The following is a 25219-nucleotide window of genomic DNA, read 5'->3' as shown; positions in this document are numbered from 1 at the left end:
AAGGGGGGCGAATTTTTCGTCCGGCGGCAATATAAGGTAGACTGCCCGCTTGCCATTGTCGGGACACGCAGATGAAACTCACCCCTTACGCCTCCTTGTTGACGCTCAACACCCTCGCCCTTGATGCCCATTGCCGCTGGCTGGCCGAAGTGGAACGGATCGACGATCTGCCGCAACTGGTGGCCAACCCAGAGCTGGCCGACTTGCCGCGGCTGGTGCTGGGCGGTGGCAGCAACGTGCTGTTTTGCGATGACTTCGCCGGTGTCGTAGTGCTCAACCGGCTCAAGGGGATAACGCTGCACGACGAGGGGGATCATTGGCTGCTGCACGTGGCGGCCGGCGAGAACTGGCATGAGCTGGTGTGCCATAGCCTGCAGCAGGGCTGGTTCGGGCTCGAGAACCTGGCGCTGATCCCGGGCACGGTCGGGGCCGCCCCGGTGCAGAATATCGGCGCCTACGGGGTCGAGCTGGCCAGCGTCTGTGCCTATGTGGAGGCGTTCAACTGGCAGAGCGGCCAGCTGGAGCGCATCGAGGCGGCCGCCTGCGGGTTCGGCTATCGCGACAGCATCTTCAAGCATGCCTGTCAGGATAGCCACTTCATCACCGCCGTCGGGCTGCACCTCGCCAAGGCCTGGCAGCCGGTGGCGGGTTATGGCCCGCTGGCCGCGCTCGGTGAGCAGCCCACGGCGCAGGCCATCTTCGACACCGTCTGTGCCACCCGCATGGCCAAGCTGCCGGATCCGGCCGTGCTCGGCAATGCCGGCAGTTTCTTCAAGAACCCCGTGGTGACGGCGGCGCAGGCCGATCAGCTCAAGCAGCAATATCCGCACCTTCCCTGTTACCCGACCGCTGACGGGCAGGCCAAGCTGGCCGCGGGCTGGCTCATCGATCAGTGCGGCCTCAAGGGGTTTGCCATCGGCCGCGCCGCCGTGCATCAGGAGCAGGCCCTGGTGCTGGTCAACCTGGGTGGTGCCAGCGCCATGGAACTGATCGCCCTGGCGGCTCACGTACGCGACAGCGTGGAGCAGAAGTTCGGCGTGCTGCTGGAACACGAGGTGCGCTTCATGGGGCGCAGCGGTGAAACTTGGCTCGACGAGGTGCTCTCATGACCCTGACCCCCATCAGACAGACCCTGATCACCCTGCTCAGCGACGGCCAGTTTCACTCCGGTGAACAGCTGGGTGAGCAGCTTGGCATCAGCCGGGCGGCGGTCAGCAAGCACATGGCCGCGCTCAAGGAGCTGGGGCTGGACTTGTTCAGCCTGACCGGCAAGGGCTATCGGCTGGCGGTGCCGATGGCGCTCTATGACGAGGCGCAGCTGCAGGCGTTGGCGCCCATGGCGCCGGTACACTGCTTTCCGGTCATCGACTCCACCAACCAGTACCTGCTGGAGCGGGTCAATCAGCTGAGCTCCGGCGAGAGCTGCCTGGCCGAGTGCCAGACCGCCGGTCGTGGCCGTCGCGGCAAGCCCTGGGTCTCCCCCTTCGGTTGCCAGCTGATCCTCAGCATGTACTGGCGGCTCGAGCAGGGCATGGCGGCCGCCATGGGACTGAGCCTGGCGGTCGGCGTGGCCGTGGTGCAGGCGCTGGAATCCCTCGGCTATCCGGGCGTGGAGCTGAAATGGCCCAACGATCTCTACTATCAGGGCCGCAAACTGGCGGGCATCCTGGTGGAGATGAGCGGCAGTGCCGGTGCCAGCTGTCATCTGGTGATCGGGGTCGGCCTCAATCTGGCGATGCCGAGCCGGGAGGGGGAGCGGATCGATCAGGCCTGGTCCGAACTGCGCCACATCCAGCCGGAACTGGTGGACCGCAATCTGCTGGCCGGCCGGGTGCTCGACCACCTGCAGCAGGCCATGCTCACCTTCGAACAGAGTGGTCTCGCCAGCTTCGTGGCGGACTGGAACCGGCTCGATCACTTCGCCGGCCGGCCGGTGCGGCTGCTGATGGGCGAGCAGGAGATCCGCGGCGTGGCGCGCGGCATCGATGATCGCGGCGCCCTGCGGCTGGAGACCGCAGAGGGGATCAAGTTCTACCTGGGCGGCGAGATCTCCCTGCGCCGGGGCGACTGAAGGCGGTGGCGATCGTCATGAATAGAAGAGGGGGCCTGCGGGCCCCCTCTTCATTGTGATTCGTGTTGGTAGCCGCTATTTGCGCAGTTTGATCTGCTCGATGGCGTGCTCGTTGCCCTTGGTCAGGATCAGGTTGGCCCGCTCCCTGGTCGGCAGTATGTTCTCTTTCAAATTCAGATAGTTGATATCTTGCCAGATGTTGTTGGCAATCTTGGTCGCTTCGCTCTCCGCCAGTTTGGCGTAGTGGTGGAAGTAGGAGTCGGGATCCGAGAAGGCACCGCTGCGGAACTTGAGGAAGCGCTCGATATACCAGGTGCGCAGCAGCTCGGCCTCGGCATCCACATAGATGGAGAAGTCGACGAAATCGGAGACGAAGACCCGGTGAGGCTCCTGCGGATAATCCATGCCGCTCTGCAGTACATTGAGCCCTTCGAGGATCAGGATGTCCGGCTGCTCCACCACCTTCTTCTCGTCAGGGATGATGTCGTAGATAAGGTGGGAGTAGACAGGCGCTTCGACCTTTTCGTGGCCGGCGCGGATGTTGGCGACAAATTCCACCAGATGACGGATGTCGTAGGATTCCGGGAAGCCCTTGCGGCGCATCAGGCCACGCTCTTCCAGCACCTTGTTGGGATAGAGAAAGCCGTCGGTGGTGACCAGCTCCACCCGCGGGTGCTCCGGCCAGCGCTCCAGCAACGCCTGCATGATGCGTGCCGTGGTGCTCTTGCCCCCCGCCACGCTGCCGGCGATGCTGATGATGTAGGTACCCTTGCCGCGGGACTGACCGAGAAACTGTTCCAATACCCGGCTGCGGCGCTGCTTGGCCTTGACGTAGAGGTTGAGCAGGCGGGAGAGGGGCAGGTAGATCTCTTCCACCTCCTGCAATGACACCTTTTCATTGATCCCGCGCAGGGTCTGCAGATCGTGCTCGGTCAGGGTCAAAGGGACCGAGTCGCGCAATAACGCCCATTGTTCGCGGGTGAATTGCAGATAGGGGTTATGCTCTGTCGTCATGGTGTCATCACTGTTTCTTGGGCAGGGCGACCATACACCAAGGGGTGGGGAGCGACAAGAGAAGCGACGGTTTCGAGCGGAGAGTGAGTCCTTTTTTGCCTGGTTCCCGGCAATAATGCACATTTTGCAAGGCGCAATGGTTGCATCCCCAAAATGCTTACCATAAAATGCGCGACGCTTAGATGTCTGTCGTCTATTTGCTCGGCAAAAGCGATAAAACAACGGGTGCAAGCAGAATTACCGTTGTGGCATTTATGCAACTGGAGGGGTTCCCGAGCGGCCAAAGGGATCAGACTGTAAATCTGACGGCTCTGCCTTCGAAGGTTCGAATCCTTCTCCCTCCACCATATTTCTCTGCGGTTTGAGTTCTTTGGGTTAGAGAAATGCGGGCATCGTATAATGGCTATTACCTCAGCCTTCCAAGCTGATGATGCGGGTTCGATTCCCGCTGCCCGCTCCAAGATGCTGATACGGCTCAGGCGATAGCAGAGCCACACCTTAGGGTGAGTTCGGCAATCGAACCTGCCTGTCAGCACCAGCCTCTCTTCCCCACCAGATTCAAATCCATCATATAAACTGTTCTGTGGTTAGCTTGCCACCGCGTACTCAGCGTTAGTTTAGAGGGACGATCATGTCTAAAGAAAAATTTGAGCGTAATAAACCGCACGTTAACGTGGGTACCATCGGCCACGTTGACCACGGTAAAACCACCCTGACTGCCGCTATCACCAACGTGCTGGCCAAGCACTTCGGTGGTAAGGCTTTCGCCTTCGACCAGATCGACAAGGCACCGGAAGAGCGTGAGCGTGGTATCACCATCAACACCTCCCACGTAGAATACGACACCGCTACCCGCCACTACGCGCACGTAGATTGCCCGGGTCACGCCGACTACGTTAAAAACATGATCACCGGTGCTGCCCAGATGGACGGCGCGATCCTGGTAGTAGCAGCGACTGACGGCCCGATGCCGCAGACTCGTGAGCACATCCTGCTGGGTCGTCAGGTAGGCGTTCCGTACATCATCGTGTTCATGAACAAGTGTGACATGGTAGATGACGAAGAGCTGCTGGAACTGGTCGAGATGGAAGTTCGCGAACTGCTGTCCGAGTACGACTTCCCGGGTGATGACCTGCCGGTAGTCCGTGGTTCCGCACTGAAAGCGCTGGAAGGCGAAGCTCAGTGGGAAGAGAAGATCCTGGAACTGGCTGGCCATCTGGACACCTACATTCCGGAGCCGGAGCGTGCCATCGACCTGCCGTTCCTGATGCCTATCGAAGACGTATTCTCCATCGCTGGCCGCGGTACCGTAGTTACCGGTCGTGTAGAGCGCGGTATCGTCAAAGTTGGTGAAGAAGTGGAAATCGTTGGTATCAAAGATACCACCAAGACCACCTGTACCGGCGTTGAAATGTTCCGCAAACTGCTGGACGAAGGTCGTGCAGGCGAGAACATCGGTGCACTGCTGCGTGGCGTGAAGCGTGAAGACGTAGAGCGTGGTCAGGTACTGGCCAAGCCGGGCACCATCAAGCCGCACACCAAGTTTGAATCTGAAGTGTACGTGCTGTCCAAAGAAGAAGGTGGTCGTCATACCCCGTTCTTCAAAGGCTACCGTCCGCAGTTCTACTTCCGTACAACCGACGTGACCGGTACCATCGAACTGCCGGAAGGCGTAGAGATGGTAATGCCGGGCGACAACATCAAGATGGTTGTTACCCTGATTGCGCCGATCGCGATGGACGACGGCCTGCGTTTCGCCATCCGTGAAGGTGGCCGTACCGTAGGTGCTGGTGTTGTAGCTAAAGTTATCGCTTAATCTTTGGCTTACATAAATAAAGCAAAGCCCCTATAATAGGGGCTTTCTTATGCAGAGGCGTAGTTCGAATTGGTAGAACAGCGGTCTCCAAAACCGATGGTTGCGGGTTCGAGTCCTGCCGCCCCTGCCATATACCTCGTCTCGTACGGGGCTTTTGTGTCTTTGGTTACGTCAGATACAGGTGGGTTGTATGAGTGTTAGTTCTGAGAGCCAGGGCGGAAGCAAGGATACCCTGCTTTGGGGCCTGGTTTTCATTATCCTGGCGGCCGCTGTAGTGGGTAATTACCTGCTCAACGATGTCGTCGCTGCCGTCCGCGCCCTGGGTGTGGTCGTTGTCATTGCTGCTGCCGGTGCAGTAGCCCTGCAAACCACCAAGGGAAAGGCGACACTGGCATTTGCCCGTGAGTCTCGCCTGGAAGTCCGCAAGGTCGTATGGCCGACCCGCCAGGAAGCCATTCAGACAACCCTGATTGTGCTGGCGGTGACTGCCGTGATGGGGCTGTTGCTGTTCATTCTGGACGGTGCCTTGGTCTGGTTGGTCAACCTGATTACCGGTGTGTAAGGATAAGCCATGACTGAACAACGTGAACAACGTATGAGATGGTATGTGGTGCAGGCGTTTTCCGGCTATGAAGGCCGTGTTGCCAAATCCCTGCGTGAACATATCAAGATGCATGGCATGGAAGACATGTTCGGTGAAGTGCTGGTCCCGACCGAAGAAGTGGTCGAGATGCGCGCTGGCCAGAAGCGCAAGAGTGAGCGCAAGTTTTTCCCGGGCTACGTCCTGGTTCAGATGATCATGGATGAGACCACGTGGCACCTGGTACGCAACGTACCGCGCGTCATGGGCTTCATTGGTGGCACCTCTGATCGTCCTGCTCCTATCTCTGATAAAGAAGCGGATGCCATCCTCAATCGTCTGCAAGATGCCCACGACAAGCCGCGTCCGAAAACCCTGTTTGAACCGGGTGAAATGGTACGGGTTGCCGATGGTCCGTTCGCTGACTTCAACGGTACCGTTGAAGAGGTGGACTACGAAAAGAGCCGCGTGAAGGTCTCCGTTTTGATCTTCGGTCGTTCTACACCGGTAGAGCTGGATTTTGGTCAGGTCGAAAAGGGCTGATTAAACTCTGTTCGTTAACGGTTGTCAGGGGCAGCGAATGTCATTATAATTCGCTGCCCCTTTATTAGTTGGGGAGCCGTTTGCAGGAGCATGTCTCCGAGGCGTTAGAACCCATTTCTGAGGTATTTTTGTAATGGCTAAGAAAGTCACAGCTTATATCAAGCTGCAAGTTAAGGCTGGCAGTGCTAACCCCAGCCCTCCCGTTGGTCCTGCTCTGGGTCAGCATGGTGTGAACATCATGGAATTCTGTAAGGCGTTCAACGCCCGTACAGAAAAGCTGGAAAAAGGCTCACCGACTCCGGTCGTGATCACCGTTTACAGCGACCGTTCCTTCACCTTCGAAACCAAGACTCCGCCCGCTGCCTTCCTGCTGAAGAAAGCTGCTGGTATCCAGTCTGGTTCTGCCAAGCCGAACAAAGACAAGGTTGGTAAGGTGACTGTGGCTCAGCTGCAAGAAATCGCCAAGACCAAAGAGCCGGATATGACCGGTGCCGATCTGGATGCAAAAGTACGTTGCATCGCCGGCTCCGCTCGTTCCATGGGCCTGGTAGTGGAGGATTAAGACAATGGCAAAACTTTCCAAGCGTATGCGCGTTATTCGCGAAAAAGTTGACGGTACCAAAGAGTACTCCATCAACGAAGCCATTGCCCTGCTGAAAGAACTGGCTACTGCCAAGTTCGTTGAAAGCGTTGACGTTGCCGTTAACCTGGGTATCGATGCTCGTAAATCCGACCAAAACGTACGTGGTGCAACTGTACTGCCGCACGGTACCGGTCGCGAAGTGCGCGTAGCCGTATTCACCCAAGGTGCCAACGCCGAAGCTGCCAAAGCTGCCGGTGCTGAACTGGTTGGTATGGACGATCTGGCCGATCTGGTCAAGAAAGGCGAGATGAACTTCGACGTAGTTATCGCATCCCCGGATGCCATGCGCGTTGTTGGTCAGCTGGGTCAAATCCTGGGCCCGCGCGGTCTGATGCCGAACCCGAAAGTTGGTACTGTAACTCCTAACGTTGCCGAAGCCGTCAAGAACGCCAAGGCTGGTCAGGTTCGTTACCGTAATGACAAGAACGGTATCATTCACACCACCCTGGGCAAGGTTTCTTTCAATGAAGTTCAGCTGAAAGAAAACTTGGAAGCTCTGCTGGTTGCCCTGAAAAAGGCCAAGCCGTCTTCCGCCAAGGGTGTATTCATCAAAAAAGTCAGCATCTCCACCACCATGGGTGCCGGTGTTGCCGTAGACCAAGCTTCTCTGGAAGCTCAGGCCTAATTGATGGATTTTACAAGGCGCAAAATTTAATCTATAATTTTGCGCCTTGATTGGTTGGGGGCTTCGACCTCCGTCCAAGACCGCAGGAGGCTGCAAGGCCTTAATCCTTCCTGCGTAGACGGTGCCGGAAACCCAGCGAGAAAGATTCTTTCTCTTCTGGAATCCTGCTACCGCATCGTTCCCCTCTGTTGTAAAGGTAGGGGGGATGTGTCAGTACTGGGTCATTTGACCCGGATTCAATCCAGGAGTTAAGCCAATGGCATTGGGACTCGAAGACAAAAAGGCAATTGTTGCTGAAGTCAACGAAGCTGCCAAAGGCGCTCTTTCTGCAGTGATTGCCGATTCTCGCGGCGTGACTGTAGAGAAGATGACCGTCCTGCGTAAAACCGCTCGTGAAGCCGGTGTGTACATGCGCGTTGTGCGTAACACCCTGCTGCGTCGCGCGGTAGAAGGTACCGAATACGAGTGCCTGAACAACGCATTTACCGGTCCTACCTTGATTGCTTTCTCTAACGAACACCCGGGCGCTGCCGCTCGTCTGTTCAAAGAGTTTGCCAAAGCGAACCAAAAGTTCGAAATCAAGGCTGGCGCTTTTAACGGTGAGTTTATCGCCGCAGCACAAATTGATCGTCTGGCCACGCTGCCGACTTACGAAGAAGCAATTGCGAAGTTGATGGCTACCATGAAGGAAGCCTCTGCTGGCAAGCTGGTTCGTACTATCGCTGCTGTTCGCGACCAGAAACAAGCTGCTGCTTGATTCTCGCCTATCTAGGCTGTTTGAGTTTATTCAACATCAGGAATTTTTGTCATGTCTATCACTAAAGACCAAATCATCGAAGCCGTTGCTTCCATGTCCGTAATGGAAGTTGTTGAGCTGATCGAAGCTATGGAAGAGAAGTTCGGTGTTTCTGCCGCTGCTGCCGTAATGGCCGGCCCGGCTGCTGCTGAAGCAGTAGAAGAGAAGACCGAGTTCGACGTAGTTCTGACTGCTGCCGGTGCCAACAAAGTTGCCGTCATCAAAGCCGTTCGTGGCGCCACCGGTCTGGGCCTGAAAGAAGCCAAAGACCTGGTAGAAGCTGCTCCGGCTAACCTGAAAGAAGCCGTCTCCAAAGACGAAGCTGAAGCTCTGAAGAAAGAGCTGGAAGCTGCCGGTGCTTCTGTTGAGATCAAATAATCTGCATTTATGTAGATTAGCCTGATAAAACAGGCTAGGGCTGGTGAATTTTTGTTCACCAGCCTTTTTGCGCTGTAGACTGAGAGCATTTCACACCGTTTACGACTCTCGGTGCACCAGCAATCCGGACTGTTTTCATTCGTCCGGGCCAACACAAAACGGTGTTGAGACAGAGCTGTCCCGTGGGACAGAGTGGGTCACTTATCAGCGAGCTGAGGAACCCTATGGTTTACTCTTATACCGAAAAAAAACGCATTCGTAAGGACTTCGGTAAGCGAGACCAGGTACTGGACACGCCTTATCTGTTGTCCATTCAGCTGGACTCCTTCAAGCAGTTCATCGAGGCTGACCCGGAAGGTGAATATGGCCTAGAGGCCGCTTTCCGTAGCGTTTTCCCGATCACCAGTTACTCCGGTAGTGCTGAGCTTCAGTATGTCAGCTATCGCCTGGGTGAGCCGGTATTTGACGTAAAAGAATGCCAGATCCGTGGAGTGACCTACTCCGCGCCGCTGCGTGTCAAGCTTCGTATGGTTCTGTACGACCGTGAAGCAGCTGCCGGCACCGTCAAAGACATCAAGGAACAAGAAGTATACATGGGCGAAATTCCGCTCATGACCGAGAACGGCACCTTTGTTATCAATGGTACCGAGCGGGTAATCGTCTCCCAGCTGCATCGTAGCCCAGGCGTCTTCTTCGACCACGATAAAGGCAAAACACATTCATCCGGTAAGGTGCTGTATAACGCGCGCGTTATTCCCTACCGTGGTTCCTGGCTGGACTTCGAGTTCGATGCGAAAGACAACCTGTTTGTCCGTATCGACCGTCGTCGTAAACTGCCGGCATCCATTATTCTGCGTGCCCTGGATTTCAGTTCCGAACAGATTCTGGCCACCTTCTTCGAGACCATCGGTTTCGAGGTCAAAGATGGCAAGTTGATGATGGATCTGGTGCCGGAGCGCCTGCGTGGTGAAACTGCGACCTTTGACATCGTGGCCAATGGCGCCGTGGTGGTTGAGACCGGTCGTCGAGTGACTGCGCGTCACATCCGTCAGTTGGAAAAAGATTCCGTTACCCAGATTGAGGTACCGGTTGAGTATGTTGTTGGCAAAGTTGCTGCCAAGGACTACGCACATCCGCAAACTGGCGAGATGGTAGTGACTGCCAACCAGGCGCTGAGCCTGGAAGCGGTAGCCAACCTCTCCCAAGCCGGCTTCAAGCACTTCGAGGTTCTGTTCACCAATGAACTGGATCACGGTGCCTACATGTCCGAGACCCTGCGTATCGACTCCAGCTCTAGCCGCCTGGAAGCTCTGGTCGAAATCTATCGCATGATGCGTCCGGGTGAGCCGCCGACTCGCGAAGCCGCAGAACAGCTGTTCGAGAACCTGTTCTTCTCTTCCGAGCGTTACGACCTGTCTACCGTAGGTCGGATGAAGTTCAACCGCCGTCTGGCTCGTGAAGACGAGACCGGCGTGGGTACTCTGACCAAAGACGACATCGTCGATGTGATGAAGCGCCTGATCGACATCCGTAACGGTAACGACGAAGTGGACGATATCGACCACCTGGGCAACCGTCGTATCCGTTCTGTCGGTGAAATGGCTGAAAACCAGTTCCGCGTCGGTCTGGTACGTGTCGAGCGTGCGGTCAAGGAGCGTCTCTCCTTGGGCGACCTGGACACCCTGATGCCGCAGGATCTGATCAACGCCAAGCCGATCTCCGCCGCAGTCAAAGAGTTCTTTGGTTCCAGCCAGCTGTCCCAGTTCATGGACCAGAACAACCCGCTGTCTGAAGTGACCCACAAGCGCCGTATCTCTGCGCTGGGCCCGGGCGGTTTGACTCGTGAGCGTGCCGGCTTTGAAGTTCGAGACGTACACCCGACCCACTACGGTCGTCTGTGCCCCATCGAAACGCCTGAAGGTCCGAACATCGGTCTGATCAACTCCCTGTCCGTGTACTCTCGTACCAACGAGTACGGTTTCCTCGAGACTCCGTACCGCAAGGTCATTGACGGTGTGATCACCGACGAAGTGGACTATCTGTCTGCTATTGAAGAAGGCAAGTACGTGATCGCACAGGCTAACGCCGCGACCACCGAAGATGGCCGTCTGAAAGATGAATTGATCCCCTGCCGTCACAAAGGTGAATCCACCTTTATGAACGCCGACCAGATCCAGTATATGGACGTGAGCCCGCAGCAGATCGTATCTGTGGCAGCGGCCCTGATCCCGTTCCTGGAACACGATGACGCGAACCGCGCATTGATGGGTTCAAACATGCAACGTCAGGCTGTACCGACTCTGCGCGCCGACAAGCCGCTGGTTGGTACTGGTATGGAACGCGCTGTGGCCGTTGACTCCGGTGTTACCGTAGTGGCCAAGCGTGGCGGCATGATCGACTACGTCGATGCCTCCCGTATCGTTATCAAGGTTAACGAAGATGAGCTGCTGCCTGGCGAAGCCGGCATCGACATCTACAGCCTGACCAAATACACCCGTTCCAACCAGAACACCTGTATCAACCAGCGTCCGTGCGTGATGTTGGGCGAGCCGGTGATGGCGGGCGACGTGCTGGCTGACGGCCCGTCCACCGACCTGGGTGAACTAGCGCTGGGTCAGAACCTGCGCGTCGCGTTCATGCCGTGGAACGGTTACAACTTCGAAGACTCGATCCTGGTGAACGAGCGTGTTGTTCAGGAAGATCGCCTGACCACCATTCACATCCAGGAACTGGCCTGTATCTCCCGTGACACTAAGCTGGGTCCGGAAGAGATCACTGCTGACATCCCGAACGTGGGTGAAGCCGCTCTGTCCAAGCTGGACGAGTCCGGTATCGTCTACGTGGGTGCTGAAGTGAAGGGCGGCGACATTCTGGTCGGTAAGGTAACGCCGAAAGGTGAAACCCAGCTGACGCCGGAAGAGAAGCTGCTGCGCGCCATCTTCGGTGAGAAGGCGTCCGATGTGAAGGACTCCTCCCTGCGTGTGCCGAACGGTGTGTACGGTACTGTGGTTGACGTGCAGGTCTTTACCCGCGATGGCGTGGAAAAAGACAAGCGCGCCAAAGAAATCGAAGAGATGCAGCTGAAGGAAGCGAAGAAGGACTTGACCGAAGAGTTCAAGATCCTGGAAGACGGCATTTTCGGCCGCTCCCGCAACCTGCTGCTGGCCGCCGGTTACAGCGAAGACCGTCTGAACAAGCTCGATCGCTCCAAATGGTTTGAACTGGCCATCGAAGATGAAGCCAAGCAAATCGAGCTGGAACAGATCGCTGAACAGCACGTTGAGCTGAAGGCCGAGTTCGACAAGAAATTCGAGAACAAGCGTCGCAAGATCATCCAGGGCGATGACCTGGCGCCGGGCGTACTCAAGATCGTCAAGGTCTATCTGGCCGTCAAGCGTCGCATCCAGCCGGGTGACAAGATGGCGGGTCGTCACGGTAACAAGGGTGTTATCTCCAAGATCTGTCCGGTCGAGGATATGCCCCATGACGAGTACGGCCGTCCGGTCGACATCGTTCTGAACCCGTTGGGTGTACCGTCCCGTATGAACATCGGTCAGATCCTCGAAGTGCACTTGGGCCTCGCGGCCAAGGGTATCGGCGAGAAGATCGACCGCATGGTCAAGGAACAGCGCGAACTGCATGAGATGCGTGACTTCCTGCAACAGGTCTATGACCTGGGCGAGAAAGACACCCAGCAAGTGAACGTGGCCGAGCTGTCCGACGACGACGTACGTACCCTGGTCGGTAACCTGCGCAAGGGTCTGCCGGTCGCTACGCCGGTCTTTGATGGCGCCAAAGAGCGTGAAATCAAGGCCCTGCTGAAGCTGGCAGACCTGCCGGAATCCGGTCAGATCGCCCTGTTCGACGGTCGTACCGGTAACGCCTTCGAGCGTAAGGTCACCGTGGGTTACATGTACATGCTGAAGCTGAACCACCTGGTAGACGACAAGATGCACGCGCGTTCTACCGGTTCTTACAGCCTGGTTACCCAGCAGCCGCTGGGTGGTAAGGCACAGTTCGGTGGTCAGCGTTTCGGTGAGATGGAAGTGTGGGCCCTGGAGGCTTACGGTGCGGCATATACCCTGCAGGAGATGCTGACCGTCAAGTCTGACGATGTGAACGGCCGTACCAAGATGTACAAGAACATCGTGGATGGCGACCACCGTATGGAGCCGGGCATGCCCGAATCCTTCAACGTATTGCTGAAGGAAATCCGCTCTCTGGGTATCAACATCGAGCTGGACGAAGAGTAAGAGCTCGCTCTTATTGTTCGAGAATTGACGTGGGCGCCCCGCTGTTTCGGCAGTAGGGGCGCCGAGGTTAGACTCCTGACAGGGGAAACACGTGAAAGACTTACTCAAGTTTTTGAAGGCTCAGACCAAGACCGAAGAGTTTGACAGTATCAAGATCGGTCTGGCCTCTCCTGACATGATCCGCTCCTGGTCATTCGGTGAGGTCAAAAAGCCTGAGACCATCAACTACCGGACTTTCAAGCCGGAACGTGATGGTCTGTTCTGCGCCCGTATCTTCGGACCGGTGAAGGACTACGAGTGTCTGTGCGGCAAGTACAAGCGCCTGAAACACCGTGGTGTGATCTGTGAGAAGTGCGGCGTAGAAGTGACCCAGACCAAGGTCCGTCGTGAGCGTATGGGCCACATTGAGCTGGCCAGCCCGACTGCCCACATCTGGTTCCTGAAGTCCCTGCCGTCCCGTATCGGTCTGCTGCTGGACATGACCCTGCGTGACATCGAGCGCGTGCTGTATTTCGAATCCTATGTAGTGATCGAACCCGGCATGACCAACCTCGAGCGCAGCCAGATGCTGTCCGAAGAGCAGTACCTGGACGCACTGGAAGAGTGGGGCGACGAATTCGACGCCAAGATGGGTGCCGAAGCAATCCTGGCATTGCTGCGCGCCATCGATCTGGAAGGCGAAGTGCGCACCATGCGCGAAGAACTGGACCAGACCAACTCCGAGACCAAGCGCAAGAAGACCACCAAGCGCCTGAAGCTGATGGAAGCCTTCCTGCAGTCCGGCAACAAGCCGGAGTGGATGATCATGACAGTGCTGCCCGTGCTGCCGCCGGACCTGCGTCCGCTGGTACCGCTGGACGGCGGCCGTTTCGCGACTTCCGATCTGAACGATCTGTACCGTCGCGTGATCAACCGTAACAACCGCTTGAAGCGCCTGCTGGACCTGGCTGCTCCTGACATCATCGTGCGCAACGAAAAGCGCATGCTGCAAGAGTCCGTCGATGCCCTGCTGGACAACGGCCGTCGAGGTCGTGCCATCACCGGTTCCAACAAGCGCCCGCTGAAATCCTTGGCCGACATGATCAAGGGTAAGCAAGGTCGTTTCCGTCAGAACCTGCTCGGTAAGCGTGTCGACTACTCCGGTCGTTCCGTTATCACTGTAGGTCCGACGCTGCGTCTGCATCAGTGCGGTCTGCCGAAGAAGATGGCACTGGAGCTGTTCAAGCCCTTCATCTATGGCAAGCTGGAATCCCGCGGTCTGGCGACCACCATCAAGGCCGCCAAGAAGATGGTGGAGCGCGAAGAAGCTGTCGTTTGGGACATCCTGGACGAAGTGATCCGCGAACACCCGGTTCTGCTGAACCGTGCACCGACCCTGCACCGTCTGGGTATCCAGGCGTTTGAACCGACCCTGATCGAAGGCAAGGCCATCCAGCTGCACCCGCTCGTCTGTGCCGCCTATAACGCGGACTTCGACGGTGACCAGATGGCGGTCCACGTACCGCTGACCCTGGAAGCCCAGCTGGAAGCGCGTGCGCTGATGATGTCCACCAACAACATCCTGTCGCCTGCCTCCGGTGAGCCGATCATCGTTCCGTCTCAGGACGTGGTCTTGGGTCTGTACTACATGACCCGTGCCCGTATCAACGCCAAGGGCGAAGGTATGGTGCTGTCCGGCCCGAAAGAAGCCGAGAAGGTATACCGCGCCGGTCTGGCCGATCTGCATGCTCGCGTGAAAGTTCGCATCACCGAATACCTGCGTCAGGAAGACGGTTCGCTGCGTGCTCACACCGAGATGAAGAACACCACCGTTGGTCGTGCGATCCTGAGCCTGATCCTGCCGAAAGGCATGGAATACGCGCTGATCGACGAGCCGAAGGTGCTGACTGCTGCAGAGCAGGCTGACCTGGATGCCAACCCGCAGAACTGGATCAAATCCGTATCCAACAAGGCGCTGGGCAAAAAGCTCATCTCCCGTCTGCTGAACACTTGCTATCGCAAGCAGGGCCTGAAGGACACCGTCATCTTCGCTGACCAGCTGATGTATACCGGTTTCCACTATGCGGCCCTGTCCGGTGCTTCCGTTGGTATCGATGACATGGTCATCCCGGATGCCAAGAAAGACATCATCGCCGCAGCCGAAGCCGAAGTTGCCGAGATCCAGGACCAGTTCCTGTCCGGTCTGGTGACCGCGGGCGAACGCTACAACAAGGTTATCGATATCTGGGCCAGCGCCAACGAGCGCGTCTCCAAGGCCATGATGGAGAACTTGTCCAAAGAGCGTAACGTCAACTCGCTGGGTGAAGAAGAAGAGCAAGCCTCGTTCAACAGCATCTTCATGATGGCCGACTCTGGTGCGCGGGGTTCCGCAGCCCAGATCCGTCAGCTGGCCGGTATGCGTGGCCTGATGGCCAAGCCGGATGGCTCCATCATCGAGACCCCGATCGTCGCGAACTTCCGCGAAGGTCTGAACGTACTGCAGTACTTCATCTCCACTCACGGTGCTCGTAAGGGTCTGGCGGATACCGCACTGAAGACTGCGAACTCCGGTTACCTGACTCGTCGTCTGGTTGACGTGGCACAGGACATGGTGATCACCGAGGACGATTGCGGTACTACCGAAGGTCTGTGGATGACTCCGCTGATCGAAGGTGGCGACGTGGTCGAACCGCTGCGTGAGCGCGTGCTGGGCCGTGTGGTTGCCGATGACGTGATCAAGCCTGGTACTGAAGACGAAGTGCTGGTAGCACGCAACACCCTGCTCGACGAGCAGCTGTGTGACCTGCTGGAGCGCAACTCCGTTGACCGCGTGAAGGTACGTTCTGCCATCACCTGTGAGACCGACTTCGGTAACTGTGCTCACTGCTACGGCCGTGATCTGGCCCGTGGTCACCTGGTTAACAAGGGTGAGGCTGTCGGTGTTATCGCCGCCCAGTCCATCGGTGAACCGGGTACCCAGCTGACGATGCGTACCTTCCACATCGGTGGTGCCGCATCCCGTGCCGCTGCCGAGAGCAGCATCCAGGTCAAGAATACCGGTAGCATCAAGCTGCAGAACGCCAAGTTCGTTCACAACAGCGATGACAAACTGGTTATCACCTCCCGTTCTACCGAACTGACCATCATGGACGAGATGGGCCGTACCAAGGAAAGCCACAAGCTGCCTTACGGTTCCGTGCTGGAAGTGAAGGACGGCCAGGCCGTGAACGCTGGCGAGACCGTTGCCAACTGGGATCCGCACACTCACCCGATCATCACCGAAGTAGCGGGTCGCCTGCACTTCGAACACATGATCGATGGCGTGACCATTACTCGTCAGACCGACGAGCTGACCGGTCTCTCCTCCATCGTCGTGCTGGATGTCAACGAGCGTCCGAGCGCCGGTAAAGAGATGCGTCCGACCGTGAAACTGGTCGACCTGAACGGCAAGGACGTGATGATCCCGGGTACCGATGTAGCCGCCCAGTACTTCCTGCCGGGCAAGGCGATCGTGAACCTGGAAGATGGTGCCAACGTGGGCGTGGGTGACGCGGTAGCGCGTATCCCGCAAGAGTCCGGCGGTACCAAGGACATCACCGGTGGTCTGCCGCGCGTTGCGGATCTGTTCGAAGCACGTCAACCGAAGGAACCGGCAATTCTGGCCGAGATCTCCGGTACCATCTCCTTCGGGAAAGAGACCAAGGGCAAACGCCGTCTGGTCATCACCCCGACCGACGGTGGCGATGTCTACGAGGAGATGATTCCGAAGTGGCGTAACCTGAACGTGTTCGAAGGTGAAAAAGTTGAGAAGGGTGAAGTGCTGGCAGACGGTCCTGAGTCTGCTCACGACATTCTGCGTCTGCGCGGTATCAGCCCGGTCGCCAACTACATCGCCAACGAAGTGCAGGACGTTTACCGTCTGCAAGGCGTTAAGATCAACGACAAGCACATCGAAGTCATCGTGCGTCAGATGCTGCGCAAGTGCGAGATCCTGAGCGCTGGCGACACCGACCTGATCGAAGGCGAACAGGTTGAAGTGGCTCGCGTGAAGATTGCCAACCGTAAGCTGGTTGCTGAGGGCAAGACCCCGGCCACCTTCCGTCACATCCTGATGGGTATTACCAAGGCATCTCTGAGCACCGAGTCCTTCATCTCCGCGGCTTCCTTCCAGGAAACCACCCGTGTTCTGACCGAAGCGGCCGTTGGCGGCAAGCGTGACGAACTGCGTGGCCTGAAAGAGAACGTGATCGTGGGTCGTCTGATCCCGGCTGGTACCGGCTTTGCCTACCACCACGGCCGGATCAACCAGCGTGCCGCCGCAGCCCGTGCTGTTGGTGTGCCGCAGGTGACTGCCGATGAAGCTCAGCAAAACCTGGCGGATCTGCTCAACGCAGCCGGCAGTTTTGACGAAGAGTAATCTTCCGCTGTAGCGAATGAAAAGGGCCCCTTCATGGGGCCCTTTTTTATTGTCGATTTTCTCGTCAAAGCCAGACGCCACGCGGATATTCGGATGATCCAGAGCAAGGTTGCAGAGTAAAAAATCAAAAAAAGTTGACATTGCCCCCTCGCAACTGAAAACTCGGGAAAGTTGAATGGGTATTACAGGGGTAGAACATGACTGTCGGTATCGAGGAAGTGATGCTTCCCGAAGAGCAGCTGATCGGTCGCACTTTTACAGACGAAGACAGGGAATTGTTGCGCTCATACGATGGGCTGATCGATGGCTTGGCCGAGTTGTTCGGCAAGCACTGTGAAGTGGTGCTTCACTCCCTGGAAAATCTGCACGAGTCCGTGATCAAGATTGCCAACGGGTTCAATACGGGACGGAATGAGGGAGCCCCCATTACCGACCTCGCGCTGCGTATGCTCAAGGACATCGAGAATACCGGCCAGGATTACACCCAGAGCTATTTTGCTCGCAGCCGTACCGGTGCCCTGATGAAGTCGAGTACCATCGCCATCAGGAACAGCGACAAGCAGGTGATTGGCCTCATTTGTATCAACCTGCACATCAATGCGCCTTTTCACGAGTTTGTCGCCGAATTTTTCCCGACGCCGCAACAAGTCGAGCGTCAGTCGCCGGAGACCTTTGCCAACAGTGTGGAAGAGCTGGTTGCCCAGACGGTGGACAACACCATCGACGAGATCAACCGCGATCCGACCGTTGCCAACAATGCTAAAAACAGGTTTATCGTGACCCAGCTGTTCGAGAAGGGCATATTTGATATCAAGGACTCGATCAACCTGGTCGCCGACAAGCTGAACATTTCCAAACATACCGTTTATCTGTACATCCGACAGCGCAAGCAGGGTGAAGACGAAAACGAGTAAGCGCCATAGAAGGGGATAGACAAGAATGGCTAAAGAAGTTATTGCAACCGACAAGGCTCCTGCCGCAATTGGCCCGTATGTTCAGGCCACCAAACTGGGCGAGCTGGTCTTCACTTCCGGGCAGATCCCGCTCGATCCGGCCACCATGGAGATAGTGGCTGGCGGTATCGAAGCGCAGGCCGAGCAGGTGATGAAGAACCTGGTTGCAGTATTGAAGGAAGCGGGAGCCGATACCGGCAAGGTACTGAAGACTACCTGCTTCCTCAGCGACATGAACAACTTTGTTGCCTTCAACCAGGTTTATGCCCGTTACTTCGGTGACGCCGCTCCTGCCCGCTCCTGCGTGGAAGTGGCGCGTCTGCCGAAGGATGTGCTGGTTGAAGTCGAAGCCATCGCTTACGTCTGATCCAAGGCTGCACGAAGAGCCCCTCTCAGGAGGGGCTTTTTTGTGTTTGGCGTAGAATGGACGAACACATGCGCAGGAGTCCGGATATGAGTCTGAATTTTGCCCTGCTGGTAACGGGGCCCGCCTATGGCACCCAGTCGGCCAGCACCGCCTATCGTTTTGCCTTGAGCCTCATCGAGCAGGGCCATCGTTTGTCTCACCTGTTCTTCTACCAGGATGGGGTCTGCAACGGCAACGGGCTGCATGCTCCCGCCTCCGATGAGAGCAACCTGGTCGCCCTGTGGCGTGAACTGGCCAACCAGCAAGGGATCCGTATCGATGTGTGCGTCGCTGCCGCCATGCGGCGCGGTGTGCTGGATGAGCAGGAGGCCAAGGGGCTGGGCAGGGCACACTTCAACCTGGAGCCGCCATTTTGCCTGAGCGGCCTGGGTCAGCTGGCGGAGGCCAGCCTGACCGCCGATCGATTCGTCCAGTTTTAGGAGGCAGCCATGCACAAGATAGCGTTTATTTGCCGGCGCGGGCCGCACGGTACCGCCGCCGGGCGGGAAGGTCTGGATGCCCTGCTGGCTACTTCGGCCATGACCGAGTCGCTGGCCCTGTTCCTCATCGGGGATGGTGTGCTGCAACTGCTCAGGGAGCAGCAGCCGCAGGCCATCTTGCAGCGTCACTATGCGCCGACCTTCAAACTGCTCGAGCTCTACGACATCGAGGAGGTCTATGTGTGCACCGACTCGCTGGCCGAGCGTGGCCTGACGGTGGCTGATCTGCTGATCCCCGTGACCGGCTTGTCCCGCACCGACATCCGGCACCAGTGGGATGCCTGTGCTACCCACATCTGCTTTTGAGGTGACCATGATACAGCTGATATTGACCTCTCCCTTCCAGAGCCAGGACCTGGAGCAGGCGTTGACCTACCGCCAGCCGGAGGATGTGCTGGTGCTGATGCAGGATGCCGTCGTAGCCGCCACGGCCCCTCAGTGGTGTGCGCGGTTGGCTGGGGTGCCGCTTTACGTCATGCGGGAAGACCTGCAGGCGAGGGGGTTGCAACAACGGATCGGGTTGGATCTGGACATGGCAGGCTTGGTGGCCCTGATCGCGGAAAAAGGCTCGCCGCAGACTTGGGCTGGCTGACAGTCAGTTTTATATAACTATTTCAGCCGGTTACCGACTTTTTTTACGGTCTCTGCACTGCCTTTCCTGGCTCGGATTGTATAAATCTTGACTCCCTTGACAACAGGGCATAAAATTTCGCGTCCCCGTATCTGCGGGGAGGATTTTTCACATGTTTATGAAGTCATTATCAGGAGCCTTTTGATGGCAACTATTAACCAGTTGGTTCGCAAGCCACGCATCAAGCTCGTTGTGAAAAGCAACGTGCCGGCGCTGGAAGCGTGCCCTCAGAAGCGTGGCGTGTGCACCCGTGTATACACCACCACCCCGAAGAAGCCTAACTCTGCACTGCGTAAAGTATGCCGTGTACGTCTGACCAACGGCTTCGAAGTCACCTCCTACATCGGCGGTGAAGGTCACAACCTGCAAGAGCACTCTGTTGTTCTGATCCGTGGCGGTCGTGTAAAAGACTTGCCAGGTGTTCGTTATCACACCGTTCGTGGTGCGTTGGACTGTGCCGGTGTTAAAGACCGTAAGCAGGCTCGCTCCAAGTATGGCGTGAAGCGTCCGAAAGCTTAATGGTTCTCCGTTAAGTAAGGCCAAACGTTAATTCGTTTCTAGTTAGATAACTTTCTAGTTTTGGGTAACCCCTGAAGTTACGGAGAATTTGAAATGCCAAGACGTCGTGTTGTTGGTCAGCGTAAAATCCTGCCGGATCCCAAGTTCGGATCAGAGCTGCTGGCTAAATTTGTCAACGTAGTAATGGTTGACGGTAAGAAATCTGTTTCCGAAGCCATCGTATATGGCGCGCTGGACATCATTGCCACCAAGACTGGCAAAGAGCACCTGGCCGTATTCGAAGAAGCCCTGGACAACATTCGTCCGGCCGTCGAGGTTAAATCTCGTCGTGTCGGTGGTGCAACCTATCAGGTACCGGTAGAAGTTCGTCCGGTTCGCCGCAATGCCCTGGCAATGCGCTGGTTGGTTGATGCCGCTCGTAAACGTGGTGAAAAATCAATGGCTCAGCGTTTGGCTGGCGAGCTGCTGGATGCCGCTGACAATAAGGGTTCGTCTGTCAAGAAACGTGAAGACGTACACCGTATGGCTGAAGCGAACAAGGCTTTCGCTCACTTCCGCTGGTAATCCGCTTGCGCAGGGTCTTTTGGCTCTGCGCACCTTTAATTATCTGGGGACAAGTGCCCTAGTAAGAGGATGACAATGGCTCGTACAACCCCCATTGAGCGTTATCGTAATATCGGTATCTCCGCTCACATCGACGCCGGTAAGACTACTACTACCGAGCGCGTTCTGTTTTACACCGGTGTAAGTCACAAGATCGGTGAAGTTCACGATGGCGCCGCCACCATGGACTGGATGGAACAGGAACAAGAGCGTGGTATCACCATCACCTCCGCCGCGACCACCGCTTTCTGGTCCGGTATGGGCAAACAGTTCCAACCGCACCGTATCAACATCATCGATACCCCGGGCCACGTTGACTTTACTATCGAAGTAGAGCGTTCCATGCGTGTTCTGGACGGCGCCGTGATGGTGTACTGTGCCGTAGGTGGCGTACAGCCACAGTCTGAAACCGTATGGCGTCAGGCTAACAAGTACAAGGTTCCCCGTATCGCGTTCGTCAACAAGATGGACCGTACCGGTGCCAACTTCCTGCGCTGCGTTGAGCACATCAAGACCCGTCTGAAAGGTAACCCGGTTCCGTTGCAACTGAACATCGGTTCAGAAGAGAACTTCAAGGGCGTTATCGACCTGGTCAAGATGAAAGCCATCAACTGGAGCGAAGCTGACCAGGGCGTATCCTTCGATTACGAAGACGTCCCGGCTGAGCTGCTGGAAAAAGCGCAAGAAATGCGCATGACCCTGGTTGAAGCCGCTGCTGAAGCGTCTGAAGACCTGATGGAAAAATACCTGGGTGGTGAAGAACTGACCGAGGAAGAGATCAAGAAAGCTCTTCGTCAGCGCGTTCTGAACAACGAAATCATCCTGGTTACCTGTGGCTCCGCGTTCAAGAACAAGGGCGTACAGGCCATGCTGGATGCCGTGGTTGACTATCTGCCGGCTCCGACCGACGTAGCAGCCATCGACGGTCTGAAGCTGGATGGCGAGACCAAAGACGAGCGTCATGCTTCTGATGACGAGCCGTTTGCTGCTCTGGCATTCAAGATTGCTACCGACCCGTTCGTAGGCAACCTGACCTTCTTCCGCGTTTACTCCGGTGTGGTTAACTCCGGTGACTCCGTGTTGAACTCCGTTAAAGAGAAGCGCGAGCGTTTTGGCCGTATCGTTCAGATGCACGCCAACAAGCGTGAAGAGATCAAAGAAGTTCGCGCAGGCGATATCGCTGCCGCCATCGGTCTGAAAGACGTGACCACCGGTGACACCCTGTGTGACGAAAAAGCGCCGATCATCCTCGAGCGTATGGAATTCCCGGAACCGGTAATCTCCATCGCAGTTGAGCCGAAAACCAAGGCTGACCAAGAGAAGATGGGCCTGGCTCTGGGCCGTCTGGCTCAGGAAGACCCGTCCTTCCGCGTATGGACTGACGAAGAGTCTGGCCAAACCATCATCGCCGGTATGGGTGAGCTGCACCTGGACATCATCGTTGACCGTATGCGTCGCGAGTTCAAGGTAGAAGCGAACGTAGGTAAGCCGCAGGTTGCCTACCGTGAAACCATTCGTAACACCGTCAAGGATATCGAAGGTAAGCACGCCAAGCAGTCCGGTGGTCGTGGTCAGTACGGTCACGTTGTGATCGACATGTACCCGCTGGAAGAAGGCAAAGCCTACGAATTCGTCAACGACATCAAGGGCGGCGTCATTCCTGGTGAGTTCATCCCAGGTGTTGATAAGGGTATCCGCGAGCAGCTGAAGTCCGGCCCGCTGGCAGGCTATCCGGTAATGGATCTGGGCGTGCGTCTGCACTTCGGTTCCTACCACGATGTCGACTCTTCCGAACTGGCGTTCAAGATCGCTGCTTCCATGGCCTTTAAGGCTGGCTTCATGAAGGCCAACCCGGTTCTGCTTGAACCGATCATGAAAGTAGAAGTCGAGACTCCGGAAGACTACATGGGCGACGTGATCGGTGACCTGAACCGTCGTCGTGGCCTGATCGAAGGTATGGAAGATGGCCCGTCCGGCAAGATCGTTCGTGCCTTGGTGCCGCTGGCCGAGATGTTCGGTTACGCTACCGCCCTGCGTTCTGCTACCCAGGGTCGTGCTTCCTACGCCATGGAATTCGCCAAGTATCACGATGCCCCGACCAACGTCGCCCAGGCCGTGATCGAAGAGCGCAAATCCAAGTAATTTAAGATTCCCCGCCTACGACGGTAGGCGGGTTTAACCTAGAAGGACTACGTCGTGTCTAAAGAAAAATTTGAGCGTAATAAACCGCACGTAAACGTCGGCACCATCGGCCACGTTGACCACGGTAAAACCACCCTGACTGCCGCTATCACCAACGTGCTGGCCAAGCACTTCGGTGGTAAGGCTTTCGCCTTCGACCAGATCGACAAGGCACCGGAAGAGCGTGAGCGTGGTATCACCATCAACACCTCCCACGTAGAATACGACACCGCTACCCGCCACTACGCGCACGTAGACTGCCCGGGTCACGCCGACTACGTTAAAAACATGATCACCGGTGCTGCCCAGATGGACGGCGCGATCCTGGTAGTAGCCGCGACTGACGGCCCGATGCCGCAGACTCGTGAGCACATCCTGCTGGGTCGTCAGGTAGGCGTTCCGTACATCATCGTGTTCATGAACAAGTGTGACATGGTAGATGACGAAGAGCTGCTGGAACTGGTCGAGATGGAAGTTCGCGAACTGCTGTCCGAGTACGACTTCCCGGGTGATGACCTGCCGGTAGTCCGTGGTTCCGCACTGAAAGCGCTGGAAGGCGAAGCTCAGTGGGAAGAGAAGATCCTGGAACTGGCTGGCCATCTGGACACCTACATTCCGGAGCCGGAGCGTGCCATCGACCTGCCGTTCCTGATGCCTATCGAAGACGTATTCTCCATCGCTGGCCGCGGTACCGTAGTTACCGGTCGTGTAGAGCGCGGTATCGTCAAAGTTGGTGAAGAAGTGGAAATCGTTGGTATCAAAGATACCACCAAGACCACCTGTACCGGCGTTGAAATGTTCCGCAAACTGCTGGACGAAGGTCGTGCAGGCGAGAACATCGGTGCACTGCTGCGTGGCGTGAAGCGTGAAGACGTAGAGCGTGGTCAAGTACTGGCCAAGCCGGGCACCATCAAGCCGCACACCAAGTTCGAATCTGAAGTGTACGTGCTGTCCAAAGAAGAAGGTGGTCGTCATACCCCGTTCTTCAAAGGCTACCGTCCGCAGTTCTACTTCCGTACAACCGACGTGACCGGTACCATCGAACTGCCGGAAGGCGTAGAGATGGTAATGCCGGGCGACAACATCAAGATGGTTGTTACCCTGATTGCGCCGATCGCGATGGACGACGGCCTGCGTTTCGCCATCCGTGAAGGTGGCCGTACCGTAGGTGCTGGTGTTGTAGCTAAAGTTATCGCTTAATCGATACTTTAAATACGCACATGAAAGGGGTGGCTTCGGCCACCCCTTTTACTTTTGGGGCTTTAAATGGCCTGTGAGATACTTTGCGAAATCATTGATAGAGGTCGTTTCTGTGAGCAAACCAGCCATTTTTCTGGATCGTGATGGTGTCATCAACGAAGACACCGGTTATGTCAGCAAGGTAGATGACTTCCACTTTTTGCCCGGGGTCATCGAAGCCTTGCAACTGATGAAGAAGAAAGGGTATCTGCTGGTCGTTGTCACCAACCAGTCTGGTATCGCTCGCGGTTATTTCAGCGAAGATGATTTCATGAACCTGACCGAGTGGATGGATTGGTCACTGGCCGATCGCGACGTGGACCTCGATGGTATCTACTTCTGTCCGCATCATCCGGAGCATGGTGCTCCCTGTGACTGCCGCAAACCAGAACCGGGAATGTTGCTGCTTGCCAAGCAAGAACTGAACATCGATATGAGCCGCTCCTATATGGTGGGCGACAAACCTTCCGATCTGAAAGCGGCCATCAATGCCGGGGTTGGTCACAAGATCATGGTCAGAACGGGCAAGCCGGTAACGGATGCTGGTGTCGAGCTGGCCGATGCCATCTATGACAATCTGCATGATTTTGCCATAGCAGCCCCCACCGTGGGTTGATTTTGCTGGTTTTAAATGCTTTTTGGTGGCTTTGTGAGCGGTTGAACGGTGAAAGCCATCTTTTTGCAATTATTTGCTTGCCAGAAAGTTTCAGCTCCCTATAATGCGCCTCCATCGACACGGCAAGCGGCAACGCAAACAACCGGGTCGGTAGCCTCGAAAAGCCTTTGCAAATAAGGCTTGACTCGAGAAGGCGGTTGAGTAGAATGCCACTCCCGCAGCAGCCAAAAGCTGCGTCGCTCTTTAACAATTTGAATCAAGCAATCTGTGTGGGCACTCACAGCATCGAGCATCAAAAACAATTTTTGATATCAATGTCTGATGAAGTGACCAAAGCAACTTTATGTTGCAGCAGTTAATTCAGCAATTCATTGAGCCGCCTTAACAGGCAACCAAACTTAAATTGAAGAGTTTGATCATGGCTCAGATTGAACGCTGGCGGCAGGCCTAACACAT

22 protein-coding genes and 3 tRNA genes are annotated in these 25219 nt (G+C 56.4%); 24 read left to right on the top strand and 1 reads right to left on the bottom strand.

All coding sequences use genetic code 11. The features are described 5' to 3' along the window. Nucleotides 1–71: 71 nt before the first annotated feature. Together murB and birA are read left to right on the top strand one after the other, a co-directional pair. On the top strand, nucleotides 72–1109 hold the full coding sequence (murB, locus tag ACB032_RS15460) for a UDP-N-acetylmuramate dehydrogenase (RefSeq protein WP_371138259.1): 1038 nt from the start codon (nucleotides 72–74) through the stop codon (nucleotides 1107–1109). After that, complete coding sequence (gene birA / locus ACB032_RS15455) at nucleotides 1106–2071, top strand: bifunctional biotin--[acetyl-CoA-carboxylase] ligase/biotin operon repressor BirA (protein ID WP_024945204.1); 966 nt, start codon at nucleotides 1106–1108, stop codon at nucleotides 2069–2071. Before murB ends, birA begins: the two co-directional genes overlap by 4 nt. A gap of 75 nt (nucleotides 2072–2146) precedes the next feature. On the opposite strand, the gene coaA is transcribed toward birA, so the two are convergent. Continuing rightward, complete coding sequence (gene coaA, locus ACB032_RS15450) at nucleotides 2147–3085, bottom strand: type I pantothenate kinase (RefSeq protein WP_011707706.1); 939 nt, start codon at nucleotides 3083–3085, stop codon at nucleotides 2147–2149. A 262-nt stretch (nucleotides 3086–3347) separates the two neighbouring features. Between coaA and ACB032_RS15445 the strand changes: the two genes are divergently transcribed. From ACB032_RS15445 to gmhB, 22 genes are all read left to right on the top strand, one after another. Beyond that, nucleotides 3348–3432 (top strand) — tRNA-Tyr (locus ACB032_RS15445). A gap of 38 nt (nucleotides 3433–3470) precedes the next feature. Beyond that, nucleotides 3471–3545: transfer RNA gene (locus tag ACB032_RS15440), tRNA-Gly, on the top strand. 171 nt (nucleotides 3546–3716) lie between these two features. Further along, a complete protein-coding gene (gene tuf, locus ACB032_RS15435; RefSeq protein ID WP_011707694.1) occupies nucleotides 3717–4901 on the top strand; it encodes an elongation factor Tu in 1185 nt (394 codons plus the stop codon). A gap of 53 nt (nucleotides 4902–4954) precedes the next feature. Continuing rightward, nucleotides 4955–5031: transfer RNA gene (locus ACB032_RS15430), tRNA-Trp, on the top strand. A gap of 60 nt (nucleotides 5032–5091) precedes the next feature. Beyond that, complete coding sequence (secE, locus tag ACB032_RS15425; RefSeq protein ID WP_011707705.1) at nucleotides 5092–5463, top strand: preprotein translocase subunit SecE; 372 nt, start codon at nucleotides 5092–5094, stop codon at nucleotides 5461–5463. A 9-nt stretch (nucleotides 5464–5472) separates the two neighbouring features. Then, entirely contained in the window at nucleotides 5473–6024 is a 552-nt protein-coding gene (gene nusG / locus ACB032_RS15420) for a transcription termination/antitermination protein NusG (RefSeq protein ID WP_005306318.1), read from the top strand. A 133-nt stretch (nucleotides 6025–6157) separates the two neighbouring features. Then, entirely contained in the window at nucleotides 6158–6586 is a 429-nt protein-coding gene (gene rplK / locus ACB032_RS15415) for a 50S ribosomal protein L11 (protein ID WP_005318556.1), read from the top strand. Between the two features lie 4 nt (nucleotides 6587–6590). Beyond that, nucleotides 6591–7292, top strand: coding sequence for a 50S ribosomal protein L1 (rplA, locus tag ACB032_RS15410; RefSeq protein ID WP_011707704.1), 702 nt, complete (start codon nucleotides 6591–6593; stop codon nucleotides 7290–7292). A 256-nt stretch (nucleotides 7293–7548) separates the two neighbouring features. Continuing rightward, on the top strand, nucleotides 7549–8049 hold the full coding sequence (rplJ, locus tag ACB032_RS15405; protein ID WP_371138258.1) for a 50S ribosomal protein L10: 501 nt from the start codon (nucleotides 7549–7551) through the stop codon (nucleotides 8047–8049). Nucleotides 8050–8100: 51 nt separating this feature from the next. Then, nucleotides 8101–8466, top strand: a complete 366-nt coding sequence (rplL, locus tag ACB032_RS15400) for a 50S ribosomal protein L7/L12 (RefSeq protein ID WP_011707702.1) — start codon at nucleotides 8101–8103, stop codon at nucleotides 8464–8466. A gap of 224 nt (nucleotides 8467–8690) precedes the next feature. After that, nucleotides 8691–12719 carry a DNA-directed RNA polymerase subunit beta gene (rpoB, locus tag ACB032_RS15395; protein WP_010635847.1) on the top strand — a complete coding sequence of 1343 codons (4029 nt, stop codon included), beginning with the start codon at nucleotides 8691–8693 and terminating at the stop codon, nucleotides 12717–12719. A gap of 91 nt (nucleotides 12720–12810) precedes the next feature. Continuing rightward, a complete protein-coding gene (gene rpoC, locus ACB032_RS15390) occupies nucleotides 12811–17115 on the top strand; it encodes a DNA-directed RNA polymerase subunit beta' (protein ID WP_011707700.1) in 4305 nt (1434 codons plus the stop codon). 197 nt (nucleotides 17116–17312) lie between these two features. Further along, complete coding sequence (locus ACB032_RS15385) at nucleotides 17313–18029, top strand: transcriptional regulator (protein WP_005306294.1); 717 nt, start codon at nucleotides 17313–17315, stop codon at nucleotides 18027–18029. Nucleotides 18030–18054: 25 nt separating this feature from the next. Continuing rightward, entirely contained in the window at nucleotides 18055–18435 is a 381-nt protein-coding gene (locus ACB032_RS15380; protein ID WP_011707699.1) for a RidA family protein, read from the top strand. Between the two features lie 86 nt (nucleotides 18436–18521). Continuing rightward, on the top strand, nucleotides 18522–18914 hold the full coding sequence (gene tusD / locus ACB032_RS15375) for a sulfurtransferase complex subunit TusD (RefSeq protein WP_016352263.1): 393 nt from the start codon (nucleotides 18522–18524) through the stop codon (nucleotides 18912–18914). A gap of 9 nt (nucleotides 18915–18923) precedes the next feature. Beyond that, nucleotides 18924–19280 (top strand): sulfurtransferase complex subunit TusC, encoded by a 357-nt coding sequence (gene tusC / locus ACB032_RS15370; RefSeq protein ID WP_016352262.1) that lies wholly within the window; start codon nucleotides 18924–18926, stop codon nucleotides 19278–19280. Between the two features lie 7 nt (nucleotides 19281–19287). After that, nucleotides 19288–19566 (top strand): sulfurtransferase complex subunit TusB, encoded by a 279-nt coding sequence (gene tusB / locus ACB032_RS15365; protein ID WP_024945207.1) that lies wholly within the window; start codon nucleotides 19288–19290, stop codon nucleotides 19564–19566. Nucleotides 19567–19749: 183 nt separating this feature from the next. Further along, nucleotides 19750–20124 (top strand): 30S ribosomal protein S12, encoded by a 375-nt coding sequence (gene rpsL / locus ACB032_RS15360; protein WP_005306278.1) that lies wholly within the window; start codon nucleotides 19750–19752, stop codon nucleotides 20122–20124. Between the two features lie 93 nt (nucleotides 20125–20217). Further along, a complete protein-coding gene (gene rpsG, locus ACB032_RS15355) occupies nucleotides 20218–20688 on the top strand; it encodes a 30S ribosomal protein S7 (protein WP_005306266.1) in 471 nt (156 codons plus the stop codon). A gap of 75 nt (nucleotides 20689–20763) precedes the next feature. Then, nucleotides 20764–22869 (top strand): elongation factor G, encoded by a 2106-nt coding sequence (gene fusA, locus ACB032_RS15350; protein ID WP_011707695.1) that lies wholly within the window; start codon nucleotides 20764–20766, stop codon nucleotides 22867–22869. 54 nt (nucleotides 22870–22923) lie between these two features. Then, nucleotides 22924–24108: an elongation factor Tu gene (gene tuf / locus ACB032_RS15345; RefSeq protein ID WP_011707694.1), complete on the top strand. Its 1185-nt coding sequence runs from the start codon at nucleotides 22924–22926 to the stop codon at nucleotides 24106–24108. Between the two features lie 112 nt (nucleotides 24109–24220). Beyond that, nucleotides 24221–24763 (top strand): D-glycero-beta-D-manno-heptose 1,7-bisphosphate 7-phosphatase, encoded by a 543-nt coding sequence (gmhB, locus tag ACB032_RS15340; RefSeq protein WP_026080330.1) that lies wholly within the window; start codon nucleotides 24221–24223, stop codon nucleotides 24761–24763. The last annotated feature ends 456 nt before the right edge of the window (nucleotides 24764–25219 follow it).

Origin of the sequence: Aeromonas sp. S5(2024), from assembly GCF_041403025.1 — a bacterium.
GTDB classification, from domain to species: domain Bacteria; phylum Pseudomonadota; class Gammaproteobacteria; order Enterobacterales; family Aeromonadaceae; genus Aeromonas; species Aeromonas hydrophila.
Note: the sequence above shows the minus strand (reverse complement) of the source record. Positions and strands in the feature narration are given on the sequence as shown.

Coding starts and splice junctions, on each gene's coding strand:
- tusD (WP_016352263.1), top strand. CDS start 18,522: ATGAGTCTGAATTTTGCCCTGCTGGTAACGGGGCCCGCCTATGGCACC.
- ACB032_RS15385 (WP_005306294.1), top strand. CDS start 17,313: ATGACTGTCGGTATCGAGGAAGTGATGCTTCCCGAAGAGCAGCTGATC.
- nusG (WP_005306318.1), top strand. CDS start 5,473: ATGACTGAACAACGTGAACAACGTATGAGATGGTATGTGGTGCAGGCG.
- rplK (WP_005318556.1), top strand. CDS start 6,158: ATGGCTAAGAAAGTCACAGCTTATATCAAGCTGCAAGTTAAGGCTGGC.
- fusA (WP_011707695.1), top strand. CDS start 20,764: ATGGCTCGTACAACCCCCATTGAGCGTTATCGTAATATCGGTATCTCC.
- secE (WP_011707705.1), top strand. CDS start 5,092: ATGAGTGTTAGTTCTGAGAGCCAGGGCGGAAGCAAGGATACCCTGCTT.
- tusB (WP_024945207.1), top strand. CDS start 19,288: ATGATACAGCTGATATTGACCTCTCCCTTCCAGAGCCAGGACCTGGAG.
- rplJ (WP_371138258.1), top strand. CDS start 7,549: ATGGCATTGGGACTCGAAGACAAAAAGGCAATTGTTGCTGAAGTCAAC.
- ACB032_RS15380 (WP_011707699.1), top strand. CDS start 18,055: ATGGCTAAAGAAGTTATTGCAACCGACAAGGCTCCTGCCGCAATTGGC.
- rpsL (WP_005306278.1), top strand. CDS start 19,750: ATGGCAACTATTAACCAGTTGGTTCGCAAGCCACGCATCAAGCTCGTT.
- tusC (WP_016352262.1), top strand. CDS start 18,924: ATGCACAAGATAGCGTTTATTTGCCGGCGCGGGCCGCACGGTACCGCC.
- rplL (WP_011707702.1), top strand. CDS start 8,101: ATGTCTATCACTAAAGACCAAATCATCGAAGCCGTTGCTTCCATGTCC.
- birA (WP_024945204.1), top strand. CDS start 1,106: ATGACCCTGACCCCCATCAGACAGACCCTGATCACCCTGCTCAGCGAC.
- rpoB (WP_010635847.1), top strand. CDS start 8,691: ATGGTTTACTCTTATACCGAAAAAAAACGCATTCGTAAGGACTTCGGT.
- coaA (WP_011707706.1), bottom strand. CDS start 3,085: ATGACGACAGAGCATAACCCCTATCTGCAATTCACCCGCGAACAATGG.
- rpsG (WP_005306266.1), top strand. CDS start 20,218: ATGCCAAGACGTCGTGTTGTTGGTCAGCGTAAAATCCTGCCGGATCCC.
- murB (WP_371138259.1), top strand. CDS start 72: ATGAAACTCACCCCTTACGCCTCCTTGTTGACGCTCAACACCCTCGCC.
- rplA (WP_011707704.1), top strand. CDS start 6,591: ATGGCAAAACTTTCCAAGCGTATGCGCGTTATTCGCGAAAAAGTTGAC.
- tuf (WP_011707694.1), top strand. CDS start 3,717: ATGTCTAAAGAAAAATTTGAGCGTAATAAACCGCACGTTAACGTGGGT.